The organism is Legionella sp. km772, from assembly GCF_003989735.1.
Classification (GTDB): domain Bacteria; phylum Pseudomonadota; class Gammaproteobacteria; order Legionellales; family Legionellaceae; genus Legionella.
This window is the reverse complement of the sequence record NZ_RZGQ01000175.1, coordinates 1-5,447: the sequence shown is the minus strand read 5'-3', so window position 1 is coordinate 5,447 and position 5,447 is coordinate 1. Positions and strand designations below refer to the sequence as shown.

The window sequence follows — 5,447 nt, the reverse complement described above, 5'->3', positions numbered from 1 at the left end:
TTCAATTAACTAAAAATCAGATGAAAAGGCAATCTATTAAGCGGCTCAGAAAAAATGCTGGATGGGATGATTCTATTTTAACCACTATCTTATCTCAAAATTTTTCATGAGGTGACCCTGGTTATAAAGGTAGAAGGTATTGACTTCTTTATTAGCTGTTTTTTGAGTTAGACAACCTAAGAGGCCTGTAATTGGGTCGTAATGATAGAAAACCTGTTCATTGCACCGATCACGGTAGTGAGCAGGAAAACCTAAGTCGTCATATAGGTATTCTTCTACCGTGCCATCTTGATGATGAATCGATTGAATACGATTATAAAAATCATAATAATATTCTTGCTCTTGTTGGTGATAAGTATATTTTTTTAATAAGCCACGCTTGTTTGTTGCAAAACTTTGCTCATAACCTAAGGGTCCAATAAGATCGGTCGAATTTGTTTGGTATGAAAATTGATATTGATTTCCGGTGCCATTGGTAATCTTGAAAAGCTTCCCTTTTTTATATTCGAAATAAACTTCCGTTTGATCACTTTGTGAGATCCTTTTTAATAAGTTTGAGTTTTCGAAATAGGTATATTCGATGGTGTAGGGCTCTTGATTATCAAGAGGTATTAATGTTTTAGTAAGACGCTTTTGCTCATCAAAAATATACTGCATAACCAGTCTTTTTTTATCATTGTCATGGGCATAAATTGCGCTACCTTCAGAGGTATAGGTTAAACTTATTCTAGTTCCTGAATTACCTTGAATTTGCACAATGCGAGACTGGTCATCGTAGATGTAGGCTAGATAATTGCCAGAGTGATCAGTAATTTTTTCCAGCTGGTTATGCTTGTTATATAATTCCCGGCTATTAGTTATTGGGTTCCACCCAGACCATTGCCCGTCTTTATAAGTCAGAATGGATGCGGCGGAGTTAGCGGTTAAATTAACGTAACAATCACGTGCAGGAACATAAGAGTAGACGCTTTCATGGCTATCACACTCTTCAACAATTACCAAGCTTCCGACTTGATTAGGGGGGCCTTGAATCGACTTAATGACCTTAGCTTTATTTAATTTCCAGGGTGTAGATGCTTGACTGTTATAACAAAAGCTTAGTCCGAAATGAAAGCCTTGATCAACAAAAGTCTGAGCAAACTCCTTGATGAAGAGATTGCCATTTAAAGGATTGGTATTAATAGATAATTTTGCTTGTCCATAAAAGGTCTCTTCCTGTTGCAGAGCCTCATTTATTTTTCCTAATCCAGGCGAGGTAATTACGTTAAAAAAAGGCACTGCTTTACTCCTTATTCCATTTTTCCATGTCCACTTATTGCAGAGGCTTCGAGCTTTAAAAGAGCTGTCGTTTTTCCATGAGACAGCCTTTTGACTATCAAGCAGGGGCATAATATTTTGATTGATTTCCCCTGTCAATAGACTTTTATGTTTAAACAATACAAATAAAAATAAATACTGACTCTATTGAGCTGATATTCTGATGCAACAACCCTAATCTTTTTAATTTTAATCGAAATACTTTCACCCCCGCATATTCCTTTAACTATCTCGGACCTTGCTGTTGGGGAAATGCAGTAATAAGTTTTGCTGCTAATAAAAATTTTCCAGTCTTAGGCTCAATTATTCGGTATTCTGCTGTTTCAGAGCAAGCGCTTCCTCCGCATCATTCTTGTATTGGGCTTTGAACAAAAGCTTAATTAATATCGGCAAGCTGCCGTCGTGGTCACACCCATTTCCAGTTGCTTATTTTGTATCGCAGTAATTTCTTCTTGAGTGGTGGTATGATTAAATCCGCAGTAACGATTATCATATCCCAACTGTTGGACCTCATCTTCACCTATTGGCGTAAATCCTAATCTGTCCTGATAAAGCGTTTTGGCGTTTGTGTTAAAAACTCGTGTCAATATATAAAATTCAGTCTCAGCAGGGAAATGAGTAAGTACACATTCCATAAGATGACGACCTACACCTTGACCACGATTTGAAACACCTGCTTCGGCAATATAAATAACGTTTTTACCATTAACACATTGTTCCGTGAAGTGTACAAAACCAATTTTTGTTCGACGACCATTCATGTTTTTATAAGCGATATAGCATTTTATTTTTCCCTCAGATTCTCTCCATTCCTGCATAGTGCTGAGAGAACACGCTACTGAGTAATGATACAGTGGCGATCTGGTAACCTTGGGCGATTCTTCATATACATCTGAACGTTCTTGAATATCTTTAGCTAAATCTGGTTTTTCAGCGTATGAATCGTAAAGAGTATTCCTATAAAGACCATAAAAATGCAGCGCAGTTAAGTTTAATTTAGAAGCAGATTCATTTTTTATACGTAAGTTTATCGTCTTATCTGGTATCCGATCATAATATTGAAACTCTATCTCTTGCGCATCTTGAAAAATTATAGGCATAACAATTGGTTCCTGAAAATCAACATAAATCTGGTTTTCACACAAGTAGGGCATAATATTTTGATTGATTTTCGCCGTCAATGGATTTTATTGTTTAATAAATACAAAATAAAATAAAACTCACTCTAGCCTCCACATAAAAAAAATCAACTCATCGTCTAGTTATTAATTCATCAAGATGACGGATTCACTCCAAGAAGGTACAATAGAATCCTTATGTAAGAGCTCTAATAACCTATCTTCAGATAAAGGGTAAACTATGAAAAAATGGCTGCTGCTCACCTTAGGATTATTCCTATCTTTTCCTATTTACTCCGAACCACTTCCTGTGGCAGATGCTTTTCAGCTAGAAGTAAAAAAACTAACTCCGAATACCTTTAGTTTAAACTGGACTATCAAATCAGGCTATTTTTTATACAGCGACCGCATTAAATTAACCCCCGAAACGTCTAGTAACTTTAATCTAGGGTCTTTACGCCTTCCTCCCACCCAAGTGAAAAAAGACAAACAAGGGCACAGCTATACCGTTTATAGGGGGCAACTAGCACTTCCTGTTGATGTATTGGGCCTTAGCCCCGGCGAATCCCTAGTCCAATTAAAATATCAAGGTTGTTCGGATGATGGCTTTTGTTATCCGCCAGAAACTAAAGAAATTAAAATTGGCATCGATGAACAATTGGCTTTAGCCACAGTAAACTTAGAAGAAGAAAAGCCCATTATCAATGCTCCTGAAGGAAGCTCTCAGTCAGATAAAATAAGCCAAGTATTTACCGAGCATAATTCATTTATGGTCTTAGTTATTTTTTATGGTTTTGGCTTATTATTGTCTTTTACGCCTTGTATTTTGCCCATGGTGCCTGTCCTATCAGGAATTATTGTCGGCCATGGTAGACAGGTAACCACCAGAAAAGCCTTTTTTCTCTCCTTAAGCTACGTCTTGAGCATGTCGATTACTTATGCTGTTTTAGGGGCCATAGTCGCTGTGGTAGGCGAAAATTTACAGATCTCAATGCAATCACCTTGGGCAATAAGCATTTTTAGCCTTATTTTTATTTTATTAGCCCTATCCATGTTTGGCTTTTATGAATTGAAGTTACCGGATTCATGGCAGGCTAAAATTGCAGGCTCTAGCCGAGGGCAACGAGGCGGCCATTACCTTGGTGCTGCCATCATGGGGTGTCTTTCTACTCTTATCCTATCGCCTTGTGTAACGGCTCCTTTAATTGGCGCTTTAACCTACATCGCCCAATCTCATAATATGCTCTTAGGCAGTCTAACTCTCTTTGTATTAAGTCTTGGAATGGGTACACCTTTATTGCTCATTGGCACTTCGGCAGGCAAATTATTACCTGAGTCAGGAAGTTGGATGAATGCAATTAAAGCGTTTTTTGGGATTCTTTTATTAGGCGTTGCTATTTATTTAATGGCTCGAATTTTGCCTACTAGCTTAACGATGTTTTGTTGGGCCTGTTTACTCATCTTCTCAGGAATTTATGCAGGTGCTTTAATTCCTGCCCAAACCCACCGCGAAAAAGGAAAACAAGGAATCGGAATTATTCTATTTATCTATGGCTTATTAATTTTAATCGGTGCGAGTATGGGAGCAAATGATCCCTTACAACCTCTAGTTATCCTAAAAAATTCTTCTATTCAGGAGCACGCTACGAAGCCTACTAGGCCACAGACTCTGGTTACAGTAGAGCAGGCAATTCATGAGGCAAAAGGGACGCCGGTATTATTAGATTTTTATGCCGATTGGTGTAGCTCTTGTAAAATTATGGAAGCAACAACTTTTCAAGATCCGGAAGTCAAAAAACTATTAGCAAATTTTAAATTCATTCGTATCGATGTCACTCAAAACAACGCAGCCGATAAAGCACTAATGCGTCATTTTAAAGTCATTGCTCCACCTAGTTTTTTATTTTTTGATAAACAAGGAAAAGGACTAAATCAATTCAAAGTAGTGGGTGAAGTGTCGACAGCCCAGTTTATAAAAGTTTTACAGGAGGCTAAATAATTTTTGAGAAGCTATTAACCCCCTACTGCTTTCCTCAACTCCCGCGTTTTTTGATCGCGGGCAATGAGCTGTATCTTCTACACATCTCCTATGATCCACGACTGCTCTGGTCCTCGACGTCCCGTGGCTTGTCCACGGGATCTAGAAGATCCCGCTCAAACACTGGACCCCGTGGACAAGCCACGGGGCGTTGGCAATAATGTGCTCAAGAGACAGGGCAATGAGAGGGAGCAGGACAGAAATGAGTATAGCTATAAGGTTTTCTTTTTATCCTCAACCGTAGGTAAAGGTTTTAAATAAGGCTGTAGCAACAACATCCAAGAAAAATAAGTTTCGTTATAGCCATAATGGCAGTAGTCCGAACGTTCTTTAATAAAAGTATTTAAAGCACCTTTATAGTAGTACTGGATTTTCTGCTCAACCAGATTGGGCACTTTGCCATAAGCAAAACAGAGTAATCTGTAATAACGCTGTCTATTTAAACTATGCTCATCCCAATATGAACTAGCATCGGTTCCTATAACTTGATCTAGGAGGTAGAAAAAGTCGGCGCCATCAACCAGCACTTGAAAACCTTTGGGGAGGTATTTTAAAGAAATAACTGCAGATAAAGCATCTGCGGCATCCTCTTCTTGGCCTAAAACCGGCAAATGATAAGCATCTATTAAAGCATGGCCTAATTCATGGTAGAGGAGAAAACGAGTAACATTATTAAAATAATGACGCCTATTCTCTTTCGACTCTTTTGCATGGAATTTATCGTATAATTTTAATTGAATATCCATCATTTTATAATCAAGATAAATGGTTTTTTCAGCGGGTGTGACCTCGCATTAATGTTCAAATATCTCTGAGCACCCTTCTCATTTGCTCCAATTATAGCCATACAGACGTTTATATTTACAATCAATTCAAGTATAATTTATTCAAAATTGACTTAAATGAATAGAAATAAGGCGAAAAGTATGCAAGACAAATTTGAGATGTTTGATGAATTACCAGTAGAACTCAAA

The 5,447-nt window shown here is 37.8% G+C and carries 3 protein-coding genes and 1 pseudogene; 1 reads left to right on the top strand and 3 read right to left on the bottom strand.

The window, feature by feature from the left end; all coding sequences use genetic code 11:
* Positions 1-84: 84 nt before the first annotated feature.
* Both ELY15_RS13035 and ELY15_RS13030 read right to left on the bottom strand, forming a co-directional pair.
* Positions 85-1,278 carry an RHS repeat protein gene (locus ELY15_RS13035; protein ID WP_127100734.1) on the bottom strand — a complete coding sequence of 398 codons (1,194 nt, stop codon included), beginning with the start codon at positions 1,276-1,278 and terminating at the stop codon, positions 85-87.
* A gap of 419 nt (positions 1,279-1,697) precedes the next feature.
* Positions 1,698-2,498, bottom strand: a complete 801-nt coding sequence (locus tag ELY15_RS13030) for an N-acetyltransferase (protein ID WP_127100732.1) — start codon at positions 2,496-2,498, stop codon at positions 1,698-1,700.
* Between the two features lie 178 nt (positions 2,499-2,676).
* On the opposite strand from ELY15_RS13030, the gene dsbD reads away from it, so the two are divergent.
* Positions 2,677-4,434: a protein-disulfide reductase DsbD gene (gene dsbD, locus ELY15_RS13025; protein ID WP_127100730.1), complete on the top strand. Its 1,758-nt coding sequence runs from the start codon at positions 2,677-2,679 to the stop codon at positions 4,432-4,434.
* A 251-nt stretch (positions 4,435-4,685) separates the two neighbouring features.
* On the opposite strand, the pseudogene ELY15_RS13020 reads toward dsbD, so the two are convergent.
* Positions 4,686-5,243, bottom strand: a pseudogene (locus tag ELY15_RS13020) (DUF4344 domain-containing metallopeptidase); the annotation flags it as partial.
* Positions 5,244-5,447 lie beyond the last annotated feature (204 nt).